We start from the raw sequence: 21,900 nt of genomic DNA, 5'->3' as shown, positions 1-21,900 counted from the left end.
AATCATGCAGCAAATGCAATTCCCGCGCGCTCTTCATGGACCCACATGACTCGTGCTGTGCGCCGCTCGGCGTACGCCTTGAGACTGATCACCTCCCCTTGTTGCAATGGTCCCTTGCAACGAATGCCCCACCCGGTGTCGGTGCGATCCAATACCAGACATTCATAATTGCTGCCCTCCAGATTGAGCTCTGCCACATCCAGGCAGGACTCGCGCTCACCCTGCCGGCGCTCGCTGTCCGGATAGTAAAGGGCACTGTACTGGGGCTGGTATCCGTAGGCGTAACGCACCTGCCCGCAGGCCAAGGCCTTGAGTAGATTGGCCGGGCGATAGAAGCCTCCCTTGATACCCACCATCGCGTCTACACTCGGGTGTACCGCCTCGCCGAGAATCGGCGCCTCACCTCGCTCTGCCCGCTGGCGCGAGCCCACCGGGCGTTGCTCTGTGTGCCAACCCAGACGCTCCAGATAACGGTAGTAGGTACTGTACTCGCGGGTCACCTGTGGTGGCGACCCGTTCTGCAGGGTTTGGGTCGCGCCCTGTTGCTCCTGACGGGTGATGCGATACCTCAATCCCTGCATGGCTTCGGGCCGTAATACCATCCCCGTCTGGTGTGCCTCCTCTACCATCCACAACAGGCTTCGATCTCCGAGATAGGGATCACCATAGCCACAAACATCCGCATGGCTTCCCGCGAACCACAGCTGCTCCACCTCCGGGTGCTGTCCCAGCTCACTTCCCAGGCAGAGCCAGGGAGCCACTCTAAAGGGCGCCCTCAGCTCATCCAGCGCCATTACCTGACGGGCCCGGTTTACCGTCGGAACGATGGTCTGACGCCCCAAGCGCTGGCCGATACGGGCCGAGAGCGTCATCAACCCCGGTATTGGCACGCCTTCGGCGCCGAGGGTATCCCAGACCCCCAACATGCGAATATCGGGGAGCACATTTTTGCGGTAACAGGGTTCGTAAGCGGACTGTTCGGCAGAGGTGAGTGGCCGCTGTTGCTCAGTCCGATAGAGTTGGTATGCGCTATAGAGTTGGTCCCGGCGTGCCATTGGCAACAGGCCAACCCGATCGATAAAACCACACAGATTGCGCGCAACCCAGGCACCACGGCTGGCGCCGAAGCAATATATCTGGTCGCCGCGTTGGTAGTGGGTCATCAGGTAATCGTAAGCGCGCAGAACCTGTTGGCGAGCACCCACCCCTATCAGGTTTTTCCAGTGTAAGGGTGTCGATTCAGCCCCATCGTAATACACCAGTTGGGCCGAATCCCTGCCTTCGTTTAATGGCGACACCATCTCCACCAGCCGCTGCAGGTTGCCCTTAATCTTCGCACTGCCTGCCGCCCCGGGAATCCAGCTACCATCAAGAAATAACAATATACGTTTTCCCATAGCGCCCCTCCCACGCAAAAACCTGTATCAACGGGCATGCCACCGATCTCAATAACACGCTCCCTAGGTATAGTGCAGAAAGAGGCTCTCTTTACGATCAAATCTACATTACAGATAACCTATTGATTCAACAGGTTATATAGGCAGCAGGGCGGACCGTAAAAGGCTAGGGGAGTGACTTGAGAATGCGCTCTGCCTGTCCCCGATAGTTACCACCGAACAGGTTGAAGTGATTCAGTATATGGTAAAGCTGGTAGAGGCTCTCGCGTTCATAATACCCGGGGTCAAGGGGCCACTGCGCCTCGTAGGCACTGTAAAAGGATGGCGCAAAACCACCAAACAGGCGGGTCATCGCCAGATCTGTTTCCCGGTCACCGTAAAAGCAGGCGGGATCAAATAAAACGGGTTCTGCGTCGGTGGTAGAGGCCGCGTTTCCCGCCCAAAGATCACCGTGCAACAGCGACGGCGGCGGATGGTGGCCAGCGAGCCGGGTTTCAATCTGCTCGACCCAGGCCTCGACATCCCCAAGCTTCGCCCCACGCTGGTTGGCCAGGGTCAGCTGGGGACCAATGCGAAAGCGCGCATAAAACGTCGCCCAACTTTTAATGGCCCCGTTGTACTGGGGGGTCAAACCGATGAAATTATTTTCGGCCCAGCCGTAGGCGCTGCCCTGATGCTCACGGTGCAGCCTCGCCAGCGCTTGCCCCAGTGCAGCACCACGCTCCGGGCGCAGGGATAGATGCTCGAGTACCAGATAGTTACCCCCCTGCCAACGCTGGCAACAGATCACCCGCGGCACGCGCAATGCGTCACAGGCGCGCAACGCTGCAAGGCTACCCACTTCCGTTTCGAAATTACGGTTACCCTCTTGCCCCTCAGCCTCATTGTATTTCAGGAAAAAGCGGCCGCGATCGGTCTCCAGGCGCCAGGCCTGGTTAATATCACCACCGCTGAGTTCACGCACCGAAGCGATTGTGATCCTGCAGGCCAGGGCGCGCTCCAGCCAACACTCCAGCTGCCGGATTTTCCCCGCGGTTAAATTTGCCACACCCCCCTCCCAACCGGTAAACACAGTGACGCGAAACGATGGATGACGCTCTGCACAAAATAGGGCAGGATAGCCTGAAAGGCTAGCCGCCGTTTCGCGGTCTAGTCTTTCGACACCCGCAGTAAAAGGATCTTCCCCCTCCATGCAGATGATAAACATCGTCAACGCTGACGCCTTCGACCGCTGGAACTATACCGCCACCGGCGACCGCCGTGGCTATATCCAGCCCTACCAGCTCAGGGAACTCTGGTTCCATACCGGCACCGCCTGCAATCTCTCCTGTGACTTCTGCCTGGAGGGCTCCGGGCCTGCGGACAAGCGTATCGAGCTGATAAAGCTCGATGAGGTACGCCCTTTTATGGACGAGGCACTGGAGCTGGGAGTAGAGCAGTTCTCCTTCACCGGAGGGGAACCCTTTGTCGCGCGCCAAATCGTCAGCGTGTTGCAGTACGCCGCGAATCTGCGACCCTGCCTGGTACTGACCAATGCCACCGAACCCCTGCATCAACGACGTGAACAACTGAAAGCGTTGCTCGACTGCCAGCACCCGGTTTCCTTTCGGGTCAGCCTCGACTACCCGCAACAGGCGGCGCACGATGCCGGCCGCGGCGCAGGGAGCTTTCAGATGGCCATAGAGGGGATGCAGATCCTGCAGCAGCTCGGGTTCCACCTCTCCGTTGCCCGACAGATGACATTAGATGAGGATGGGGCGGCGGTGGAAGCGGAATATCGGCAGCTATTTCGCCGCCATGGACTCGATGAATCACTGCGGCTGGTAGCCTTCCCCGATTTCCTGCCGCCAGGGGCCAGCGCTGACGTACCCGATATCTCCGAAAACTGTATGACCCAGTACCAAAACGAGGAGAGTCGACGCCAATTTATGTGTGCGAGCAGCAAAATGGTCGTAAAGAAGCGAGGCAAGCTGGGGGTATACGCCTGTACCCTGGTCGACGATGATGAGGACTACAATCAGGGCTCCAGCCTACGTGAGGCACTCACCGAACGCGTCAGCATGAAGCATCATCGCTGCTTTAGCTGCTTCTCCTTCGGCTCATCCTGCAGTGAAATCTGATCCCGAACGCCATTCGCTCGGTTGGAGTTAACTACACCGGGCGACCCTCTCGAACCGCTAGGGCGCAAAAGGAAAGACCCAGGGTACGGCAACCATGGCAACGACCATCGCCAACAACTGCAAAGGAACCCCTACTTTAACAAAGTCGATAAAGCGGTAGTTCCCGGGCGCCAACACCAGGGTGTTGACCGGAGAGGCGATCGGGGTACAGAACGCCGTAGAGGCCGCAATCGCTACCATCATCATAAAGGGTGCCGGATTCAAGCCCAGCCCCTGAGCGGTGGCGAGTGCGATCGGGGCCACCAATACGGTGGTAGCCGTATTGGATATAAATTGGCTGAACAACGAGGTAAGCAGGAAGAACACCAGGCACACCAACAACGGCGAACTCGCTCCCAGATGGCTGATCAGCTGATCGGCCAGCAGGGTCAGGGCTCCAGTCTTGTCCATCGCCAACGCCAGCGGCAACATCCCTGCGATCAGCACCAGGCTCATGGCATTAAACGAACGGTAGGCTTCGGGTAACGTAACACAGCCCGTTGCCACCATCGCAAAAGCCGCCAGCAGAATCGCGCTTAGGCTCGGAAGCCAGCCCCCCACCATCGCCACCAGCATGCCCAGCATTATGGCCAGCGCTACCGGGGCTTTACCGCTCCGCGTCGGCACCTCTTTGAGCTCCGCCGGGGTGTCGATAATTACAAAATCACGGTTGTTTTTCAGCGCTTCGATAAAATTCCAGCCACCGAGCAGCAACAGGGTATCGCCCGCTTGTAGCGTCTCCCCGTTGAACTGGGCAATCAACGGTTCATTATTGCGCTTCATACCGATAACACTGAGATTGTACTGCTCGCGAAAGCGCCCGGATTTAATTGTTTTTCCAACCAGGCGCGATTGCGGATAGACCAACACCTCGGCAACGCCGAACTCCTTGCGGGCCCGCTCGCGCTCTACCTCAGGAAACCCCATTTCGGCGCAGCGCTGCTCCTCGCAAAATCGCAAAATGTCGGGCAGCTCACCATAGACCAGTACAAAGTCTCCGCTCTCCATTCGGGTTTCTGCCAACACCGGCATCATGCTCGATAACAGCTTACCCCGGCGGCGGATGCCGTATAGCGTGAGCTCGTAATGGGTGCGAAGTCCCGCTTCAACCACGGTTTTGCCAATCAGCGGAGACCCCGGGAGTACCTGCAATCGATATAGATTGTTTTCAATGCCGTAACGCTCAGCGAAATCCCTCAGGCGCCGTAACGGAGTATGGGGGCCATCGCCAGCGCTGGCAGGCAGCAAATGCCGCGCAACAAACACCAGATAGAAAAGCCCGATCAACAACACCAACAAACCAATGGGGGTAAAGTCAAAAAAACCGAATCCCTGCAACCCAGCGCCGGTCATCAATCCACTCACAACAATATTGGGCGGGGTACCGATCAGGGTCAACATCCCCCCCATCAGGGAAGCAAAGGCCAGCGGCATCAGTAAGCGGGAGGGGCTCATGCCGGTACTGCGGGCAATACTCATCACCACCGGGATAAACAGCGCGACGGCGCCGGTGGAGCTCATGAAAGCGGACAGCAACGCGACCACGGGGATCAACAGCAGCAACAACCGCCGTTCACTTTCTCCGCCCATGCGCAAGATCCACTGACCCGTAGCGGCCGCCACCCCGGTCCTGAATAGCGCCTCACCCACAATAAATAACGCGGCGATCATCACCACGATGCTGTTACCAAACCCTGACACCGCTTCGGCGGGGGTAACCAGCCCCGATAGCGCTAACACCAACACCACACCCAGTGCCACCAGGTCCATACGTACCCGGTCCCAAATAAAAAGTGTAACGGTGGCCACCAGCAGGCCAAAAACAAACCAAATCTCTGCAGTCACGTGTTTAACGCCTCGTCGCGGTAGCCACTCATTCAATCGCTCTCGGGAAGGACGGGGCGGGGTTACCTGCCCTGCCGGGTGCAGGGAGCTATCCGCACAGATAGGTGCCCGTACCAACGGCGCACAGCTCACCTTTATCATTGAAAAATTCAGCGCGGGTGACCGCTACCTTGTTACCCGCCCGCAACAGCGTAGCTTCAACATCAAAACGCTCTCCCCGGCCCGGGCGCAGGTAATCGATACGCAGGTCGATGGTGCCGATCTTGGACAATCGCAACACCCGCTCTTCCAGCGGCAAGTGCTCAAGGTTTCTGAATGCACCCACTAACGACATAGCGCCGCCAGCGACATCGATCATCGATGAAATGACCCCCCCGTGGAGAATTCCTGTAATAAAATTACCCACCAGTTCCGGCCGCATCGGTAACGTCATGGAGACCTTTTCCGGCGTGATATCGGTGAGAGTGAACCCTACCACCTTATTGAACGGTACCCGGTTGATAAAATCGATTACCGCCTGCCGGATTTCGGGCAGAAACTCGTCTACATCACTCATACAGACTCCTCAAGACAGGGCGATGCAGACTACGCCAGCGCCAGAACCTTGTCGACCAGTTTATTGATGCCGCTTGCCGCTTCGGTAATGCGTCCGGCCAACATGTAGGCCGGGGTACTGACTAGTAGAAACTGCTCGTCCACCACAATACCATCGACGCCGCATTCAAGGTGATTAACGCCGGTAGCGGTCATCGCCTCGGCCGTGGCAGCGTCGTTACCAATAGTACAGGTAACACCATCACCGAATAGCTTGCCCGCCATCGCCGGCGCGATGCAAACCAACCCCACCGGTTTGCCTGTACCATGAAAATCGGCCACCACACGCTGCAATTCCGGCAGAACACTGTACTCGGCCCCTTTGAAAGCAAAGTCGGACAGGTTCTTGGCGGCGCCAAAACCACCCGGCAAAATCAGGGCGTCAAACAGATCAGCATCCAACCCATCGAGGGGCTTGATATTACCCCGTGCAAGACGAGCCGCTTCAACCAACACATTGCGCTGCTCGTCCATCGCTTCACCGGTGAGGTGATTGATTACCTCGCGCTGCAACATATCCGGAGCAAAACACTGGTAGCTGCTACCACTACTATCCAGCCGTAACAGAGTGATCACCGACTCATAAATCTCGGCACCATCAAACACCCCGCACCCGGAAAGAACCACCGCGACACGTTTGCTCATTACGCTATCCTCCCACCCTAAGGGTTAAACTGTATTGTCAGAAACTCCGCCATGGTGCTAAGCGCCTGCTCGGCCACCAGGGGGTCATAAGCGTTCATACCACTGTCACCATCAAATACGTGTTCTGATTGTGGATACAGCTCGTACGCCAACGCTGTGCCCTGGGATTGCATTCGATCGAACAGCGTCAGGCAAGCATCGACATTAACCACCGAATCTTGCCCGGCTAACAGACTCAGTACCGGCACGCTGGCATCCCAACCGGTGACAAAATGAGCCGGAAACTCACAATAGGGGTAGTAGGCGACAACGGCCTTCACCCCACGCAGCGCCCCGGGAGTCGCTTTCAGCGCACCCAGGGGGCGCTCTCCGTTGTAGGTCAGGGCATCCAGTACCGTCCAGCCCCCATGGGAATAACCCAGCAGTGCCAGTCGTTCTGCATCGACGAAGGCCTGCGCCCGCAGGTGGGAAAGCGCCGCGTAGACATCGGAGGCGCGCTGGTTGCCCCAAAACTGGTGCCCCGAGCAAACCCTATCCGCACTGAGGCCGCGACCACTAAAACTGTCCACCAATAAAGCAACATACCCTTGCTGGGTGAGCCAGGTAGCCCGTGGCAACGAGAGTTGCGGCTCCGGCCCTGCGCAACCATGAAACACAGCAACCGCGGGAAAAGGTCCGTCCCCTTCGGGTTTAAACAGTTGATAATGAGGCCCCAGCTCTGCCGCGATCTGCTCACCACTGGCAGGCGCCACGAACAGTGCGTTCCGATAAGGCCAGAGGTAGATTATCCCGACGAGGAGGACGCACAGCAAAATCCACAGCAACCATTTCCAGGGTGAGAGCCCTCTCATAAGATCGATCCTTTCCTTCTCGTTGTCGTTATCCGAGAGTCAATTCGGCAACTTCAGACTATCTACCAAGGCCATGTTGACGCTACCATAATCGCCAGTTTGAGTGGAAGGGGCCCACTACCCCGTCTCACTCCCCCTAATGATAGTCGTACCAAGAGAGCGATTATGGACAGCCAAGCGCAGATGAATTACATCGTCTATGCCATCCCGGTTTTTTTTGGCCTGATTTTTATCGAGCTACTGGCAAGCGGATGGCGCCAGCGCACGTACTACCGTATCAATGACAGCATCAACAGTCTCAGCACTGGAATGCTCAGTATCACCACCGGCGTGATCAGCAAGGCCGCCACCCTGGGCATCTATCTCTTTGCTTACGAACAGTGGCGCCTGGGTGAGCTCGACATTCCATTGCTGTGGGTATGGATTATAGCCTTTGTGGCCTACGACTTTTGCTACTACTGGGCCCACCGCCTGGGCCACGAAATCAACATCCTCTGGGCCGCCCATCTGGTCCACCACCAAAGCGAGGAGTACAACCTGACCACCGCCCTGAGGCAAACCAGTACCGGATTTATCTTCGGCTGGATTTTCTACCTGCCGATGGCATTGGCTGGCATTCCGCCATCCATTTTCGCAGCGGTCGCCGCCATGAACCTGCTCTATCAGTTTTGGGTCCACACCCGGCATATCCCCAAACTGGGGCCGTTGGAGTGGATCTTCGTCACCCCCTCCAACCACCGGGTGCATCACGCGCAGAACCAGCGCTACCTGGACCGCAACTACGGAGGTGTTTTCATCCTCTGGGATCGACTACTGGGCACGTTCGCGGAGGAGTCCGAGCAGGAAAAGATCATCTACGGTGTGCGCAAACCACTCGCGAGCTGGAACCCCCTTTGGGCCAATCTTCAGCACTATGTGCAGATGTACCAGGATGCACGCCACGCCAACCGTTGGCAGGACCGATTATCGATCTGGTTTCGCCCCACGGGGTGGCGTCCTGATGATGTCGCCAAGCGCTACCCCTTGCAGCGCACAGATCTCGATCATTTCACGGCGTTTGATATTAAGATCCCTGCGTCCCTGGCCTTTTACGTGGTGTTTCAGTTCGTGCTGACGGTTGTGCTTACCACCTGGGTGATGGCTGTGAGTCACCTGCACCCCCTTTGGTTTACCGCCTTGCTGACCTCGCTTCAAGCCTACAGCCTGTTTTCGATCGGCTACATGCTGGAAGCTCGGCCCAGGTTTGTACACCACGAAAAATGGCGAATGGCGCTCAGCGCCGGAACAGCACTGCTACTGGTTGCGCTGGAGCAGCTATCGTTTTCTACTACCGGATGGCTGTGGCTGCTTGGCTACTTCGTCTTTTCGTCGGCTTGGCTAACCCGCCTCGACCGAGGACTCGCGTTGCGGTCGGTGGCATCCCGGACCTGATCAGGCTGCGCGTTCGCTTTCGACCAGATAGTTGTACAGGTCCTCGTACTGCGCCAGCAACTGGCCACCAAACATCGGATCGGGGCGGGTTTCCAGTTCAGCGGTGATCTGCTCCAGCTCCGCAGGACCAAGGTACTGCTCGATGGCAGGTATCAGGTGTTCGTTTTCACAGGCCATATGCTCCACTAACAGTTCATCGTAGGCACGAAAATCGGTCAGCAGGCGATCGACCGGCAATATTTGATCATTCGCAACGGCGTGAAAGTCATTCTGCAGGCGTCGAGTGAGTTCTTTTAGCTGGGAATGTTGAATTTTGATCCGCTCCAGCATCTCCAGCAGCTCAGGGTCGCTGATATGCGACGCCATTTGCTCATAGATTCGATCTTCAAGAGGATGGTGAAACGCTTCTGGATAGTTCTGGATATAGTCCATTGCATCAAGAATCACGCCCATGTCCGGGGGATCCTCACCACCGCTAAAACCGTACATTTCACGCTGCAAACAACTCAGTACCCGACTCAGGTGCTTGTGGTCCTCAATTAAGCGTTTAATTAGCCGTTGCATAACCTGACTCCCGGCAGCCTTGGCTGCCTTAAACACATTGTGTTGATTACCCTTTAGTCTGGCTCGCAATCCGGGAGCCCGCCAGCGCTGCCCCCCTCATCCTTGACGACCGTCAACGAACCGCGTCGGTTAGCGTAAAATGGCCATTTATGCGCACTGCCTCACCCCTCTTCCGCTCAAATCGTCTATACTTTGATCACTCAGTTTGACTCACGCAGAGATAAAGACCATGACCTCCGTTAAATTGCTCCGCCTTTCCCAAAGCATTTTGTTGGGCGCCACGCTACTGGTAGTGCCACTTGCCATGCCTCTGCTCGACCTTCCATCCGACGCGCAAGCGTTTGCCAAGGGTGGGAACGGTGGTGGAAATGGCGGTGGAAATGGCGGTGGAAATGGCGGTGGCAACGGGGGAGACAATGGCAACGGAGGTAATAGATCCGACGGCAAAGGGCACGCCCAGGGCAATGCTTACGGCCACACCAAAGATCACAACGGCAGGGGTCGGGAGAACGGGTTGGGCAACAGTCGTGGCGCCGTAGCCAGTTCGCTGGGTCGACTGAACGCCGCCCATGCATCAACAGTGGCCCGCACCAACGCCTCACCCAACTCCGCCGTAGGGCAGATCGCCGCCTATGAGCGGGCGGTAGACGAGGCCTTGGCGGCGAGCGAAGACTACCAGTCCCAGCAGGATAAAATCGGCAACCTGGAAGAGACCCTGGCCGACCTGAAGAGTGATCCGAACGCATCCCAGGATGATATCGATGCGGCGGCGCAAGCGCTGGACGATGCCGTAGCGCAAGCCGATGGCATGGTAGATTCCATCGCTGCTGCCGATGAGGCGTCAATGGAAGCCCTTGCCGATGCAGCCAATAAGGAGGTCGACGACAGCGTGGTTTCTGCCGTCAACGATCTACTGGGGTTTAATTAAGCAACGGCTCCCAGAAATAGAGGTCGCGCAGCTGGTTCAGCGTGATCTCATCTATTTCACCATGGCTCGCAACTCCAGCGTCCTGCTGGAAAGTCGCCAAGGCTGCGCGGGTTTTAGCTCCCATTACCCCATCGATCGGCCCGGGCTGGTAACCTTTTTCAGTTAATCTCTGCTGCACAAAAAGCAGTGTGGGTCTGTTGTTATACGCACCCTTCGCCACCAGGGCTGCTTGAGCGCGGCGCTTCGCTCGCTCGCGATCGGACGGCGCTATTCTCTTTTGCAGAGCCCTCGTAACCTCAGCCGCCTGCTCTAATCCCTGTTTATCGGCCCGCAGCACCCAGCTCAGCGCCTGCACCTTGTCGACCGGCAACCCAATCCCTTGGCTCCAGGCGATGCCATAGGCAAACTGGGCGCGAGCATGGCCCTGATAAGCGGCCATCCCCAACCACCGTACTCCCCAGGCGGCATCCTTGTTGCCACCCTTGCCATCGATATAGAGCCTGCCTAACTGGTATTGTGCGCGCGCGTAATCATGCTTGGCCGCCCGCAACAACCAGCGCCGCGCTTCGGTATAATCAACGCCAGCACCGCGACCGGTGTAGAAGGTCATTCCTACCATGTAGGCTCCGGGAACAGACCCATACCGTGCAGCGTCCCTGTAGCTCTGCAGGGCTAATCCGTAATCCTGTTCGACCCCAGCACCGGTACTGTAGCGCGAGCCCTGATGATAAAAAGCTTCCGCCTTAACCGGATCGGGGTCCGGGAATAGCTTCTGCGTGACCGTAGTACAGCCGCTTAACGCCAGGGCCGTGGCCCCGATACCGCACCAGTACCCGACCGCTCCCCAGGCTCGACTCGCTGATTCCATTGATGATCTCTACCTTCTTCACTAAACCTTGACGATAAAAATTACACAGACCCATAGCATTCGCCAATTTGATGGGCTTCTCCAGCAGATCAGGAGGTTGTGTCGATTCTATGAGGGTCCCTGCTCGTAGGTATCGAGGACCTTCAGATAGCTTATCCGCTCCCACGCAGCAGGATCCATCACCCGCTTTTGCGACGCCACCCCTCGAAAGTCATCGAGTGAATCAAAGCCACGTTCGTCCATCCAGGCCAGTAATCCACGTCGCAGTCGCACCAGGCTTTCAGGGCCCTGTTGCAATAGCAGCGAACACAGATGGGTAACATCTGCACCGGCTGCAATGGATCGTGCCACATCCTGCCAGCTGTTTATGCCCCCGCTCAGGGCGATATCGATATCCACCTGCCCTCGAATAATCGCCGCCCAACGAATGCGCTCCGCGCACTCGATGGAGGAGGAGAACTGAATCTGTGATACCACACTGAGGGATTCCAGATCGACCACCGGCTGATAGAACCTATTGAACAACACCACACCACAAGCACCCATTTCGCGACAGCGCTTCACCATATTAACGGGCGCGGACAGGTAGGCACTCAGCTTCACCGTGATCGGCAGGTCCACCTTCTGCTTCAGCGCACCAATTATGCCCAGATAGCGGTACTCCACCTCCATCGGGCTGAGCTCTGCATCGGCGGCGACAAAATAGATATTGAGCTCCAGCGCATCGGCCCCCGCCTGCTGTAGCTGCAGACCGTAATCCACCCAGGAGTCCAGCGACGAGCCATTGAGGCTGGCAATAATCGGGATACCGAGTTCGCGCTTAAGGGATGCGAGCTGGTTCAGGTGGGCATCCACCAGCCGGTTGCTCTCCTGCCCGGTCTGTTCACCGCTTTTGACATCCTCTTCAAAAAGCGAATGCATCACCATCGCCGGCGCACCCGCCTCCACCAACTCATGGCAACTTCTGAGCTGTCGGGTCAAGGGAGAGGCCGAGGGAACCATTGGGTTTTCCAGCGTTAATCCCAGATAGTTAGTCGTCAATCGGCTCATCGCTACACTCCTTGCTCCAATGGGACCGCTCTTTTCTGGCGAAGCACCCGCCCCATTATAGGGGCTAGGTGGATGAGGCCAAGTGCTGCCTGGCCAGGGTACTCAGCTTTAGGTAACCGAGGTAGAAAACTGAGCACAGGCTTGTAAATCCAGAGCCAGCTTGTCTCCAGATGCCAGCACACCGACCCCCGCCGGGGTTCCTGTCAACACCACATCTCCCGGCAACAGGGTAAAGCTTTCGCTGGCATGAGCCAGCAACGCCGGAATTGATGTCAGCATCTGACCACTATCGCCCTGCTGCCGGCCCTCTCCATTGATCGATAGATTAAAGCGCAGTGCACCCAATGGTCCAAGGTCGGCAGGCGGCAAAAAACGGCTCAGCGGGCAGGCACCATCAAAGGATTTGGCGCGCTCCCATGGGTGCCCCTTGGCCTTGAGTTCGGATTGCAGGCCCCGCAAGGTGAGATCCAATGCCAGGCCAATTCCAGTAATGGCCGCCACCGCTTGCTGCTCATCGGCACCGGTCAGCCTTTCGCCGACCAGAATCGCAAGCTCGGTCTCGTAGTGCACCGCTCCCCACTGCTGCGGTAAAAGAAGCGGGTGCTCCAAAGGCACCACCGCCGTCGACGGTTTAATAAACAGGATCGGGGTATCAGGAACCGGGTTATTGAGCTCACGGGCATGCTCGGCATAGTTGCGACCTATACAAACGACCTTACCCAGGGGAAGCTCTATCTCCTGCCCCCCGTACCATTGATGCTGATAAGCCATTCCTGCCCTCTCCCGGTAATGTTGACTCCGCTAGTGCGTTTAACCACTGCGGTATTCGGCGTATGATAATACTAGTGAATCACATAGATAGAAGGAATTACCATGCCTAAAGAGCGGTTACACGAGCAGGTCAGCAATCTGCGCAAAGTGATAGATGACGTCGACGCAGCGGATGAATGCACCACGGCGGAGCTGCGACAAATTGCCGACGAAATTAATCTTACGCTCAATGACCCGGAACTGGAGGCTCCGTCCGAAACCCTACTACACAAGCTGGAAGAGGAGGCGATTCGCTTTGGGGAGAGTCATCCGGCGGTCGCGACCGCTACACGCCAAGTGATGGAGGTACTCAAAAATATAGGCGTCTGACGCCTATATGGCGCCATGCGGTTACCGCTTTACGGCGTTTATCACGGCTGTCGCCAGCCCTTCAGCACTGGCGACAGCGCCGACCAGCCCCCCGGGCTCGAACCAGTCCCCGCACAACCCCATATGAATATCGCTATCGAGGTAGTAGCTGTTTTCATTGAGGCGATCAAACGCCTGACAGTAGAGCCAATGGTGATTGTGCACCCTGGCCGACGGCAAGGGGCGATCCAGTAACTGCTCAAGCGCCTTCAAACTGCGCTCCGAAATCTCGTCCGAACTCACATCCTTGTATTCCAGGCTCTCCCGTGCGCACCAATAGACGGTCCAGGTGTCTTTGACAGCGCTGCGATTTGGCTTGCCGTTGTGACGCACCAGCATATACAGAGGGTTGAGCCCAGGGAATCCGTTGAAACGATCACTGGCATGGGCGACGTCGAACCCCGGATCGAGCACTTCGTCAAACTCCAGTACGCTGGCCCAGCAGGGTATATATTGAACGTTACGGGCCATCGCCTGTAATCCAGGAAACTCTTTCAACAACAGGGCGACCTTGGGGGCAGGGAGCGCCAGGATCAGAAAGTCATAAGGCCCATGGGTTTCACCCTGATGGCAGCGAAGATACCAGCCATCCTCTGCTGTGGCGCTAACCACTCGGGTATCGCCCACCAGGTCAACCCCCTGCAGCAGCTGCTCGGTGACTGCAGACTGGGTATGTGTGCCCAGGTAAAGGGTCCGCTCCTCTTTCACAAAAGGCTCACCATTGCCATGGAAGTCATGCACTGAGACTGTCCAGGGGGTAATCACCCCCGCCTCTATCCAGCCGCTCTTAAGGGCGTCAAGCTGCTCCGAGTCACCCGGTATATAGGGCACTCCGATATCCACCGGTTCACCATCCAGCGTTAGATTTTTGAGACGCCCGCCGGCGCCGCGGTCTTTATCAAACAACGTCACTTTGAGCCCCGCATCAGCGAGGCGCCGGGAGATCAGCGAGCCACTGATACCTGCTCCAACTACCGCCACGTTCGTCTTGATCCGCATTTGATACTCCCCTCAATCTACTCAGGTAGGATTTCGATCCAGCTCGCGCAGCACTTCAATACCTTTTTTACGTTGTGCCCTTACCAGCTCTAGCTCTGCTCCCAGTACATTTTTAGCCTCTTCATCAAACTCCTCGTCGACTAACGACTGAAGCTTTTTTTGCCGCTTTTTCAGCTTACTCAAAACGCGCTGGATATCTTCACGCATTTTCAACTGGGCGCGATAATCTGCATCCAGAAACCCTTTTAAACTGCGCAACAGCTTCCGATACTTTACCTTGTCCGTCATACCCCCTCCCTGTCAATATTCTCGGTTTGCAGTAGCTGCTCGATATCTACGCTATCGAGAGCCAGTACCTGCTCAACGCTGGGCGTACCACTGGAGGAGGCGCTGAACAACACCTCTGCCATGGCGATGAGGTTTTGCGCAACCCTGAGCGCATAACTGTAGTCGTTGATCAGCGATGCTGCATCAGATTCGGAGATCTCCTCCCCCCGAATCAACTGGTCTAGCACCCCGTTACTGAGGATATCGACCTTCTGCATCTCCCGCTTCAATCGCGTCAGTGTCAGCAGTGTCTCCTCCGCCGAGCCCTGACTACGCAACCTACTCAGCTCTCGCAACAAGGTGCCCAACTGCACCCGGATGGTATTATATTGCCGTCGCATTACAGGCGAACCCGTACTCAGCTGAGCCCGCATATTTTTCTGTAGATGTTTCACATCCTTCACGGCTTCGACAATATCACGGCTCGCAATCTTGAGCGAAAACAGCATCTGCATCTGGGACTCACTCATACTCGACTGAGCCCGCGCTGCAAAAGCAATCACCTCGGAGTAGATCGAACGCACGTGCATCTGGTAGAGCTTTTCCACATCGACCTGACCTTTGGGCCCCCCGCCTCGCTCAACAACCTCCTGCAGCGGTTTGTCTGACAGCAGGTCGCTACGATTCAAAAACAGGCCATGGGCCATCACCCCGAATGCGTTATCGAACAGGTGGCGCACCTCACGAATAATCGCTTCGAGGGCCGTATCGGGATACCCCAATACGGCGGGTTTAAGGTAACGCGGCCGATCGGGCTGGGTGCGCCGATCTTGCTGGCCCGCAGGCAACTCATCCGCTTTACGGCGCTCTTTCGGCCGCAGGGCACGCTTAAGCCAACGTACCAGCTGGCGAATCCAGGGCAGCATTACCAACACACCCACAAAATTAAACAGGGTGTGGAAAATGGCCAATTTCAGAGTGTAATTATCCGCCGCAATACCCATCCACTGGGCGGCACTGTCCACCAGTGTCGCCATCGGCTGCAGAAATACAATCGCGATGATCGCGGTCACGGCATTGAAAATCAGGTGCGCTGCCGCCAATTGCCTACCGGCAATGTTGGCACTCAGGGCTCCCAGAATCGCCGTAATGGTAGTGCCGATATTAGCGCCTATCGCCAATGCCAGTGCATTTTCATAGCTGACCTGACCGGCTGCCAGAGCGGTGATGATCAACACCAGGGTGGCATGGCTCGACTGCATAATCACGGTCGCTACGGTACCGATCAGGGTAAAGACCAAAACGCCAGCCAACCCGGGCATCGCGTATGCCACCAGGTCTATACTGCCTCTATAAGCCTCAAAGCCCTCCTTCATGTAATGAATACCGAGGAAGAGGAAACCCAGCCCCGAGAGCACATAGCCTGCCCCTTTGAGCACACGGTTGCTCTGAAACAGCAAAATCACACCAAACACCAATATCGGCATGGCGTAGGCGGAAATCTTGACCTTCATACCGAGGCCGGCGACTAGCCAGGCACCGGTGGTAGTGCCAATGTTGGCGCCAAAAATAATTCCCACCCCCTGCGCAAGCTCTATCAAACCCGCACTGAGGAATGAGATCGTAACCAGGGACACTAGTGAACTCGATTGCATGACCGAGGTGGTGACAAACCCAAAGCTCAGGCTTTTCCACAGCCGGTTAGTGGCGCCTTTGAGCAATTTTTCCAATATCCCCCCGGTAAACGCTTTGAAGCCCTCTTCCAGCGACAGCATCCCGAACAGGAAAATCGCAACCCCGGCACTGATCTCCTTAAACTGGGGGCTCACCCAGAAACCATAACCGAGTATTAGAAAAATCGAGGGAAGAAATATTTTTTTCATTCTGCGTCCATGGAACCTGTTTTATCAATGACATCGCTCCGACACATTGTAGCGCTATGCGGTGCCTGGCGACTGTGCCAAAATGATGACTCAAATCAAGCGGGGAACAACAATGTACCACCTTAATGCAGTTCGGGTGTTTACCCGAGACTTCGATAATGCGTTGGCGTTTTACGAAGAAACGTTGGGGCTGGATGTCAGCAGCTGCGACGAGGAAGCAGGATTCGCCCTGTTTGATACCGGTCCCGCCAAGCTGATATTGGAGCAGTTGGATGAAGACTCTGAATTGGTGGGGCGCTTTAGTGGTGTATCCCTTGCGGTGGATGATATCCATGCCGAATACGATGAGCTCGACCATCTTGGTGTGCAGTTTACCGGCCCCCCCGAACAGCAAAGCTGGGGCGGTTGGCTGGTGCACCTGCTGGATTACGACAACAACATCATCACCCTGGTGGGCGAAGGCTAGTGGGGCCGAATGCTCCCGCCACTCGCGAAAGGGTCGGTCATGAAGAGTTGGTCGCCTTACTAAAACTACGCCAGCCTGGTATCCAGTACCGATCCCATGAAGCAGTTTTTACCTGTGAGCAAGCGGACCAACTCTTCGACGACCTGCCAGGCACTAAAGCCAAAAACCTGCTGCTAAAAGATCGCAAGGGTAATCGCTATATTCTGCTCTGTGCCGCGGAGTCTCGAAGGGTAGACCTCAAAATACTGGCCAGTACCCTGGGTAGCTCACGGCTTAGTATGGCGACTAACGAAGAACTGGAGCGCCTGCTGGGAACCGAGTCCGGCGCACTGTCATTGTTGTCTCTGATCAACGACACTCAACTACGGGTTGAGCCCATACTGGATGCGGAGCTTGCGCAGATCGACCTGATGCTGTGCCACCCCCTGAGCAATCGCTGCACCATGGCCGTTGATATGAGACTGCTATTGCAAATGCTCGATCACAGCGGCCACAGTGCTCGCTGGATTGCCCTGAACTAAACGACAAACCACCAGCGCACTAGATATTCACCCTGCAGGAATTCAGGCCAGTGGGCGAATGCCCATGGCTTTGCGCACCCGGTCCATAAAGGGGGTAGTCTCTTCGCGCGCCTTGCGCGCCCCCTTGATCAGCTCAGCCTCTACGAAGCCCGGGTCTTTCATAAGCTCCTCATAGCGCGCTCGGGGCCCTTTCAACTCTTCATTAACCAGCTCAAACAGCCGCTTCTTAGCCTCACCCCAGGCAATTCCATTTTCAAACTCCTGACGCATGGAAGCGATTTGGGAATCATCGGCAAAGGCTTGCCAGATCTGGAAAACCGTCGAGTCGTCGGGGTTTTTGGGCTCGCCCGGCTCGAGCAGGTTGGTCTTGATTTTATTTATCGACTTACGCAACCGTTTTTCGGTCTCAAACAGTGGAATCGTATTATCGTAGCTCTTACTCATCTTGCGACCGTCAAGGCCTTGCAGTACTGCCACGTTATCGCCAACCACGGCCTCAGGCAGGGTAAATCCAACCTTATAGTGGTGGTTCATGCGATCGGCAATATCCCGCGCCATTTCCAAATGCTGCACCTGATCCCGGCCCACCGGGACTTTGTGGGCGTTAAACATCAAAATGTCGGCAGCCATCAGCACCGGATAGCTAAACAGCCCCATAGTGACCGCCTGATCCGCATCATTACCCTCGGCAACGTTAGCATCAACCGCCGCTTTATACGCATGGGCTCGGTTCATCAGCCCCTTGGCCGTCATGCAGTTAAGCACCCAGCAGAGTTCCATAATCTCAGGAATGTCGGACTGTCGATAAAAGGTCACTCGATCCGTATTCAGGCCGCAAGCCAGCCACGTGGCTGCCACCTCCAGTGAGGACTGGTGTACTCGATCAGCATCGCGGGTTTTTATGATCGCGTGATAGTCCGCCATAAAATAGTACGCGCTGACTGCGGGGTTCAGACTGCCCTGAACGGCAGGCTTGATGGCACCAACATAGTTTCCAAGATGCGGGGTTCCAGAGGTCGTGATGCCGGTGAGGGTTCGTATCGTGCTCATAATGCCCTTGCAGAGGCCATCAAACGGCCGTGATCAATAGGATGGCGCACGATTATAGAAGAGTCGGAAGATAAGGTTAAGTACGGATAGACCCGAGTAACGCTAAAACTAGGTATTTCCCCCTATACGGGTCGTAGTTCTACGCATAGGTCAGTGGGGAGTGAGACTCTACACTACTTGTCAGTTAAGTGACTCGCTTGACTCCTAATTGGTACATCTTAATGCCCTGACCACACCTCATTCCGGTCAGGGCTTTTTTTTTGCCTACAGGACGTAGGTAGATCGCGAGAGTCAGGACGACGGAAGCGATCCCGTTTACCGGTCAATCGCGAGAGTCAGGATGACGGTAGCGCGCTAAACGACAGGGGCTCCTGTAAGTTGCCCTGCCTGATCATGGTTCCTCAGGCTGCGGCCCCCGTCTTGCAGCGTTCAGGACAGTGATAGGTGGTTTTAATCGCGCCGTCGCTTATCGATTCCAGATGAATATCGAAACCCCACAAATTGTGCAAGTGCCGCAACATCTCCTGGCAACTGCTCCCCAAAGGACGATTGTTATGCTGAGTGTGACGCAGGGTTAAAGAGCGATCTCCCTTAATGTTGACGTTGTATACCTGAATATTGGGTTCCCGGTTGCCGAGATTATATTGCGCTGCCAGCGCTTCCCGTACTTGCCGGTAACCCGACTCGTCGTGAATAGCGGGAACCTCCAGCGTTGGAGCCGCTTCATCATCACGAAGTGCAAACAACTTTAGTTCACGCATGATGCGCGGAGACAGGAACTGCAGGATAAAGCTCTCATCCTTGAAATTTTCCATCGCAAAATGAAGCGTATTCAACCAGTCACCGCCTGCGATATCTGGAAACCACTGTCGATCCTCTTCTGTGGGTTCCTCACATATTCGGCGAATATCGGCCATCATATTAAAACCCAGGGTATAGGGGTTGATGCCACTGTAACGCGGGTCGTCGAACCCCGGCTGAAAAATCACGTTGGAGTGTGAGTGTAAAAACTCCATGATAAACCCATCCGTGACCAAGCCCTCTTCGTGCAGGTGATGCAACAGGGTGTAGTGCCAAAACGTGGCCCACCCCTCATTCATTACCTGTGTTTGGCGCTGGGGATAATAGTATTGGGCAATTTTACGAACGATACGCACCAACTCTCTCTGCCAGGTTTCCAGGAGCGGGGCATTTTTCTCAATGAAGTAGAGAATATTTTCCTCAGGGTCCAACGGAAATTTCAGATCCTCCTCTTCTGCAGATTTATCACCCTGCTTTGGAATAGTATTCCAAAGGTCGTTCAGCTGCCGTTGGCGATACTCTTCACGCTCCGCCAGTCGTGCTTTTTCCTGCTCGGCGGAGATCGGTGCAGGGCGAGTGTATCGATTAACACCAAAATTCATTAGCGCATGGCAGGAATCAAGAATGCTTTCTACGGCATCAATGCCATGGCGCTCCTCGCAATGAGCGATATAGCTTTTGGCAAACAGCAAATAATCGATAATGGATTCGGCATCGGTCCAGGTTTTAAACAGATAGTTACCCTTAAAAAATGAATTGTGTCCGTAGCAGGCATGGGCAATCACCAACGCCTGCATCGGCATCGTGTTCTCCTCCATCAAATAGGCGATACAGGGGCTCGAGTTGATCACGATTTCGTAAGCAAGCCCCATCTTTCCACGCTGATAGTGTTGCTGTGTATTGAGAAACTGTTTCCCGAATGACCAGTGGTTATACATTAACGGCATGCCCGTTGAAGAATAGGCATCCATCATCTGCTCTGAACTAATGACTTCAATCTGGTTTGGATAGGTATCGAGCCGGTAATGGGACGCTACCCGAGCAATCTCCTGGTCATAGCGTTCGATCAATTCAAAGGTCCACTCGGAACCCTCCGAAATCGGTTTGCCAGAGCTCATGACTGTTTCCTCTCGAATAGCCTTCGAAATACCGGATAAATGTCAGCCGCCGTCTTTATCTGCTGCATTGCAAAACTTTCACCAAAAACCTCCTGAATCGACTCATACTCACGCCAGAGATTTTGGTGATCCCGATCCGTAATTTCAACGTACGCGTAGTACTGCACTAGCGGGAGTAGATGGGTCGTTAAAATTTTACTACAGACAGATGAATCACCTTCCCAGTTATCCCCATCCGACGCTTGCGCGACATACACGTTCCAGTCAGACGCCGGATACCTCTGCTTGACAACCTTGCAAGCCAACTCAAGGGCACTGGAAACAATCGTACCTCCGGTCTCCCTGGAATAAAAAAAATCGTCCTCTTCCACCTCTTTGGCTGAGGTGTGATGGCGGATAAACACAACCTCTATCTGCTTATAGTTGCGTTGTAGGAAAAGATATAGCAGCAAAAAAAAACGCTTTGCTACATCCTTAATCTCCTGTGTCATTGACCCGGAAACATCCATAAGGCACAGCATGACAGCCTTGCTACTTGGGCGAGGTGTTCGAACAAAATTATTAAACTTTAAGTCAAACTCATCGATAAAAGGTAGGCGTTTTATTTTTTCATTAAGGGCACTGATTCTATTCCTTAATTCAGCTTCTCTCTCTGCATCTCTACTATCAACTGATTGTTCAAGATCTTCTAATTCCTTTTTCAGCTTTCTGGCTTCACGACGCTCTTTACCAGACAGAGCAATGCGCCTGGCGTGAGCACTTCTCAACGAGCGGACAATATTCAGTTTCTCGGGAGTTCCCTTGTTAGAAAATCCGGCATGATGGAGGTCAAATGAAGTGGTATCCTTGAGTTGTTTTTTGACCAGAAAAGGTAACTCAAGATCCTCAAACATAAAGTCAAGAAACTCTTCCTGACTAATATGGAAAGTAAAATCATCGACTCCTTCGCCACTATTGCTGGCATCGCCTGAACCACCGCCTCCGGCACCACCCTGAGGGCGCTTGATCCGATCACCCGCTACAAACTCCTTGTTTCCGGGGTGAACGGTTGTAACGTCCCCCCCCTGCCCATGATGAAATACGGGCTCCGACATATCCTTGCGAGGAATTGTGATGTCGCTACCATTCTCTACATCTGTGATACTGCGCTGAGTAACGGCCTCTGCAACCGCTTTTTTTATGTGCTTGTTATAGCGACCAAGAAAACGCTGCCTGTTTACCGTACTCTTATTTTTCGCATTTAACCGGCGATCAATAATGTGACTCATAAGTGATCTCCCGGTA

The 21,900-nt window shown here is 55.2% G+C and carries 22 protein-coding genes; 6 read left to right on the top strand and 16 right to left on the bottom strand.

The window, feature by feature from the left end:
• Positions 1-2: 2 nt before the first annotated feature.
• Together ACP3PW_RS05385 and ACP3PW_RS05380 are read right to left on the bottom strand one after the other, a co-directional pair.
• Positions 3-1,397: a T6SS phospholipase effector Tle1-like catalytic domain-containing protein gene (locus ACP3PW_RS05385; protein WP_426415647.1), complete on the bottom strand. Its 1,395-nt coding sequence runs from the start codon at positions 1,395-1,397 to the stop codon at positions 3-5.
• Positions 1,398-1,563: 166 nt separating this feature from the next.
• Positions 1,564-2,445, bottom strand: a complete 882-nt coding sequence (locus ACP3PW_RS05380) for a fructosamine kinase family protein (protein ID WP_426415646.1) — start codon at positions 2,443-2,445, stop codon at positions 1,564-1,566.
• 142 nt (positions 2,446-2,587) lie between these two features.
• On the opposite strand from ACP3PW_RS05380, the gene ACP3PW_RS05375 reads away from it, so the two are divergent.
• The gene (locus ACP3PW_RS05375; RefSeq protein ID WP_426415645.1) at positions 2,588-3,517 is read left to right on the top strand and encodes a radical SAM protein; all 930 of its coding nucleotides are present in this window, start codon (positions 2,588-2,590) and stop codon (positions 3,515-3,517) included.
• Between the two features lie 57 nt (positions 3,518-3,574).
• Here ACP3PW_RS05375 and ACP3PW_RS05370 read toward each other — a convergent pair whose 3' ends face one another.
• From ACP3PW_RS05370 to ACP3PW_RS05355, 4 genes are all read right to left on the bottom strand, one after another.
• Positions 3,575-5,401 carry an SLC13 family permease gene (locus ACP3PW_RS05370; protein ID WP_426415644.1) on the bottom strand — a complete coding sequence of 609 codons (1,827 nt, stop codon included), beginning with the start codon at positions 5,399-5,401 and terminating at the stop codon, positions 3,575-3,577.
• Positions 5,402-5,489: 88 nt separating this feature from the next.
• A complete protein-coding gene (locus ACP3PW_RS05365; RefSeq protein ID WP_426415643.1) occupies positions 5,490-5,957 on the bottom strand; it encodes a thioesterase family protein in 468 nt (155 codons plus the stop codon).
• A gap of 29 nt (positions 5,958-5,986) precedes the next feature.
• Positions 5,987-6,640 carry an isoprenoid biosynthesis glyoxalase ElbB gene (gene elbB / locus ACP3PW_RS05360; protein ID WP_426415642.1) on the bottom strand — a complete coding sequence of 218 codons (654 nt, stop codon included), beginning with the start codon at positions 6,638-6,640 and terminating at the stop codon, positions 5,987-5,989.
• 17 nt (positions 6,641-6,657) lie between these two features.
• Positions 6,658-7,491, bottom strand: coding sequence for a dienelactone hydrolase family protein (locus tag ACP3PW_RS05355; protein WP_426415641.1), 834 nt, complete (start codon positions 7,489-7,491; stop codon positions 6,658-6,660).
• 165 nt (positions 7,492-7,656) lie between these two features.
• On the opposite strand from ACP3PW_RS05355, the gene ACP3PW_RS05350 reads away from it, so the two are divergent.
• Positions 7,657-8,922, top strand: coding sequence for a sterol desaturase family protein (locus ACP3PW_RS05350; RefSeq protein WP_426415640.1), 1,266 nt, complete (start codon positions 7,657-7,659; stop codon positions 8,920-8,922).
• Here ACP3PW_RS05350 and ACP3PW_RS05345 read toward each other — a convergent pair whose 3' ends face one another.
• Positions 8,923-9,486, bottom strand: coding sequence for a hemerythrin domain-containing protein (locus ACP3PW_RS05345; RefSeq protein ID WP_426415639.1), 564 nt, complete (start codon positions 9,484-9,486; stop codon positions 8,923-8,925).
• 229 nt (positions 9,487-9,715) lie between these two features.
• On the opposite strand from ACP3PW_RS05345, the gene ACP3PW_RS05340 reads away from it, so the two are divergent.
• Entirely contained in the window at positions 9,716-10,414 is a 699-nt protein-coding gene (locus tag ACP3PW_RS05340; RefSeq protein ID WP_426415638.1) for a hypothetical protein, read from the top strand.
• On the opposite strand, the gene ACP3PW_RS05335 is transcribed toward ACP3PW_RS05340, so the two are convergent.
• The 3 genes from ACP3PW_RS05335 to ACP3PW_RS05325 all read right to left on the bottom strand — a co-directional run bounded on the left by ACP3PW_RS05335 (position 10,407) and on the right by ACP3PW_RS05325 (position 13,103).
• Entirely contained in the window at positions 10,407-11,282 is an 876-nt protein-coding gene (locus ACP3PW_RS05335; protein ID WP_426415637.1) for a peptidoglycan-binding protein, read from the bottom strand. The two genes, ACP3PW_RS05340 and ACP3PW_RS05335, sit on opposite strands and share 8 nt — an antisense overlap.
• Before the next feature lie 108 nt (positions 11,283-11,390).
• Positions 11,391-12,332, bottom strand: coding sequence for a dihydroorotate dehydrogenase-like protein (locus tag ACP3PW_RS05330; protein WP_426415636.1), 942 nt, complete (start codon positions 12,330-12,332; stop codon positions 11,391-11,393).
• A gap of 108 nt (positions 12,333-12,440) precedes the next feature.
• Positions 12,441-13,103, bottom strand: a complete 663-nt coding sequence (locus ACP3PW_RS05325) for a fumarylacetoacetate hydrolase family protein (protein WP_426415635.1) — start codon at positions 13,101-13,103, stop codon at positions 12,441-12,443.
• 102 nt (positions 13,104-13,205) lie between these two features.
• Between ACP3PW_RS05325 and ACP3PW_RS05320 the strand changes: the two genes are divergently transcribed.
• The gene (locus ACP3PW_RS05320; RefSeq protein ID WP_426415634.1) at positions 13,206-13,472 is read left to right on the top strand and encodes a DUF4404 family protein; all 267 of its coding nucleotides are present in this window, start codon (positions 13,206-13,208) and stop codon (positions 13,470-13,472) included.
• Positions 13,473-13,493: 21 nt separating this feature from the next.
• Here ACP3PW_RS05320 and ACP3PW_RS05315 read toward each other — a convergent pair whose 3' ends face one another.
• From ACP3PW_RS05315 to ACP3PW_RS05305, 3 genes are read right to left on the bottom strand one after another with little or no spacing between them, the layout of a single operon-like run.
• Positions 13,494-14,510, bottom strand: coding sequence for an NAD(P)/FAD-dependent oxidoreductase (locus ACP3PW_RS05315; protein WP_426415633.1), 1,017 nt, complete (start codon positions 14,508-14,510; stop codon positions 13,494-13,496).
• Positions 14,511-14,531: 21 nt separating this feature from the next.
• On the bottom strand, positions 14,532-14,798 hold the full coding sequence (locus ACP3PW_RS05310; RefSeq protein ID WP_426415632.1) for a hypothetical protein: 267 nt from the start codon (positions 14,796-14,798) through the stop codon (positions 14,532-14,534).
• Positions 14,795-16,660 carry a Na/Pi cotransporter family protein gene (locus ACP3PW_RS05305; RefSeq protein ID WP_426415631.1) on the bottom strand — a complete coding sequence of 622 codons (1,866 nt, stop codon included), beginning with the start codon at positions 16,658-16,660 and terminating at the stop codon, positions 14,795-14,797. Before ACP3PW_RS05305 ends, ACP3PW_RS05310 begins: the two co-directional genes overlap by 4 nt.
• A 112-nt stretch (positions 16,661-16,772) precedes the next feature.
• On the opposite strand from ACP3PW_RS05305, the gene ACP3PW_RS05300 reads away from it, so the two are divergent.
• Complete coding sequence (locus ACP3PW_RS05300; RefSeq protein ID WP_426415630.1) at positions 16,773-17,126, top strand: VOC family protein; 354 nt, start codon at positions 16,773-16,775, stop codon at positions 17,124-17,126.
• Positions 17,126-17,647 (top strand): YbaK/EbsC family protein, encoded by a 522-nt coding sequence (locus tag ACP3PW_RS05295; protein ID WP_426415629.1) that lies wholly within the window; start codon positions 17,126-17,128, stop codon positions 17,645-17,647. Before ACP3PW_RS05300 ends, ACP3PW_RS05295 begins: the two co-directional genes overlap by 1 nt.
• A gap of 42 nt (positions 17,648-17,689) precedes the next feature.
• On the opposite strand, the gene trpS is transcribed toward ACP3PW_RS05295, so the two are convergent.
• The 3 genes from trpS to ACP3PW_RS05280 all read right to left on the bottom strand — a co-directional run bounded on the left by trpS (position 17,690) and on the right by ACP3PW_RS05280 (position 21,884).
• Positions 17,690-18,697 carry a tryptophan--tRNA ligase gene (gene trpS / locus ACP3PW_RS05290; RefSeq protein WP_426415628.1) on the bottom strand — a complete coding sequence of 336 codons (1,008 nt, stop codon included), beginning with the start codon at positions 18,695-18,697 and terminating at the stop codon, positions 17,690-17,692.
• Positions 18,698-19,098: 401 nt separating this feature from the next.
• The gene (locus ACP3PW_RS05285) at positions 19,099-20,616 is read right to left on the bottom strand and encodes a SpoVR family protein (protein ID WP_426415627.1); all 1,518 of its coding nucleotides are present in this window, start codon (positions 20,614-20,616) and stop codon (positions 19,099-19,101) included.
• Positions 20,613-21,884 carry a YeaH/YhbH family protein gene (locus ACP3PW_RS05280; protein ID WP_426415626.1) on the bottom strand — a complete coding sequence of 424 codons (1,272 nt, stop codon included), beginning with the start codon at positions 21,882-21,884 and terminating at the stop codon, positions 20,613-20,615. Before ACP3PW_RS05280 ends, ACP3PW_RS05285 begins: the two co-directional genes overlap by 4 nt.
• Positions 21,885-21,900 lie beyond the last annotated feature (16 nt).

It is taken from the genome of Aestuariirhabdus sp. LZHN29, assembly GCF_049985285.1.
In the GTDB taxonomy this organism is placed as follows: Bacteria; Pseudomonadota; Gammaproteobacteria; order Pseudomonadales; family Aestuariirhabdaceae; genus Aestuariirhabdus.
This window is presented reverse-complemented; position numbering and strand designations above follow the sequence as displayed.

Excerpts from the sequence above, each read along its gene's own strand:
- ACP3PW_RS05335 (WP_426415637.1), bottom strand. The coding sequence starts at position 11,282 with ATGGAATCAGCGAGTCGAGCCTGGGGAGCGGTCGGGTACTGGTGCGGT.
- ACP3PW_RS05305 (WP_426415631.1), bottom strand. The coding sequence starts at position 16,660 with ATGAAAAAAATATTTCTTCCCTCGATTTTTCTAATACTCGGTTATGGT.
- ACP3PW_RS05285 (WP_426415627.1), bottom strand. The coding sequence starts at position 20,616 with ATGAGCTCTGGCAAACCGATTTCGGAGGGTTCCGAGTGGACCTTTGAA.
- ACP3PW_RS05325 (WP_426415635.1), bottom strand. The coding sequence starts at position 13,103 with ATGGCTTATCAGCATCAATGGTACGGGGGGCAGGAGATAGAGCTTCCC.
- ACP3PW_RS05345 (WP_426415639.1), bottom strand. The coding sequence starts at position 9,486 with ATGCAACGGCTAATTAAACGCTTAATTGAGGACCACAAGCACCTGAGT.
- ACP3PW_RS05385 (WP_426415647.1), bottom strand. The coding sequence starts at position 1,397 with ATGGGAAAACGTATATTGTTATTTCTTGATGGTAGCTGGATTCCCGGG.
- ACP3PW_RS05300 (WP_426415630.1), top strand. The coding sequence starts at position 16,773 with ATGTACCACCTTAATGCAGTTCGGGTGTTTACCCGAGACTTCGATAAT.
- ACP3PW_RS05350 (WP_426415640.1), top strand. The coding sequence starts at position 7,657 with ATGGACAGCCAAGCGCAGATGAATTACATCGTCTATGCCATCCCGGTT.
- elbB (WP_426415642.1), bottom strand. The coding sequence starts at position 6,640 with ATGAGCAAACGTGTCGCGGTGGTTCTTTCCGGGTGCGGGGTGTTTGAT.
- ACP3PW_RS05340 (WP_426415638.1), top strand. The coding sequence starts at position 9,716 with ATGACCTCCGTTAAATTGCTCCGCCTTTCCCAAAGCATTTTGTTGGGC.
- ACP3PW_RS05355 (WP_426415641.1), bottom strand. The coding sequence starts at position 7,491 with ATGAGAGGGCTCTCACCCTGGAAATGGTTGCTGTGGATTTTGCTGTGC.
- ACP3PW_RS05310 (WP_426415632.1), bottom strand. The coding sequence starts at position 14,798 with ATGACGGACAAGGTAAAGTATCGGAAGCTGTTGCGCAGTTTAAAAGGG.
- ACP3PW_RS05280 (WP_426415626.1), bottom strand. The coding sequence starts at position 21,884 with ATGAGTCACATTATTGATCGCCGGTTAAATGCGAAAAATAAGAGTACG.
- ACP3PW_RS05365 (WP_426415643.1), bottom strand. The coding sequence starts at position 5,957 with ATGAGTGATGTAGACGAGTTTCTGCCCGAAATCCGGCAGGCGGTAATC.
- trpS (WP_426415628.1), bottom strand. The coding sequence starts at position 18,697 with ATGAGCACGATACGAACCCTCACCGGCATCACGACCTCTGGAACCCCG.
- ACP3PW_RS05320 (WP_426415634.1), top strand. The coding sequence starts at position 13,206 with ATGCCTAAAGAGCGGTTACACGAGCAGGTCAGCAATCTGCGCAAAGTG.
- ACP3PW_RS05315 (WP_426415633.1), bottom strand. The coding sequence starts at position 14,510 with ATGCGGATCAAGACGAACGTGGCGGTAGTTGGAGCAGGTATCAGTGGC.
- ACP3PW_RS05330 (WP_426415636.1), bottom strand. The coding sequence starts at position 12,332 with ATGAGCCGATTGACGACTAACTATCTGGGATTAACGCTGGAAAACCCA.
- ACP3PW_RS05375 (WP_426415645.1), top strand. The coding sequence starts at position 2,588 with ATGCAGATGATAAACATCGTCAACGCTGACGCCTTCGACCGCTGGAAC.